This window comes from Parvibacter caecicola (assembly GCF_003725335.1).
Classification (GTDB): Bacteria; Actinomycetota; Coriobacteriia; order Coriobacteriales; family Eggerthellaceae; genus Parvibacter; species Parvibacter caecicola.
In genome coordinates this window covers 1-569 of sequence record NZ_QIBY01000052.1, presented here as the reverse complement: position 1 = coordinate 569, position 569 = coordinate 1, and the positions used below count along the sequence as shown (strand labels likewise).

The 569-nt window shown below is 71.7% G+C and carries 1 protein-coding gene; it reads right to left on the bottom strand.

Annotated elements, in window-relative coordinates; translation table 11 throughout:
- Positions 1–138: 138 nt before the first annotated feature.
- A partial coding sequence (locus DMP11_RS10350) for an MFS transporter (protein WP_161555370.1) occupies positions 139–569 on the bottom strand: 431 nt, incomplete at its 5' end.

Genomic DNA, 569 nt, shown 5'->3' with positions numbered 1-569 from the left:
CCCCCAACGCAAGCGGGCCGCAGGTTGAACCTGCGGCCCGCTCTGGTTTCGGCGGTTGCGGCGTCCAGGGGAGGCGCCGGGGCCCGCGAAACGTCGGGGATGGAAGGGGCGTCTCGCGCCTCCCCGGTGCCCGTCGCCCTACTGCGCGTCCTCGGCCTTCGCGGCGCCCACCGCGTACTTGCCGCAGCGTGCCATGAACACGACGGCGCACACCAGTCCGACGGCGCCCACGATGCCCAGCGGCACGGCCACCATGGCCCAGCTGCCCGTGGACTCCACGATGGCGCCGGCGATGGGGGCGGCGGGGATGCCGCCGAAGTTCGAGCCGATGGGCAGTGCGGCCATGACCAGCGCCACGCCGGCCGGGGTCTTCGCGGCCCACTGCGCGTTCGAGAACAGCGCGGGTGGCACGATGTTCGTGAACAGGCCCACGAGCACGGCCACCACGATGATCGCCGCCTGGCCGGTGAACACGAACTGGATCACGCCGGCCACGGTGCAGAGCACCATGGTGCCCACGAGCACGAGCGGCTGGTTCCTCACCTTCGTGAGCACCACGCCGATGATGA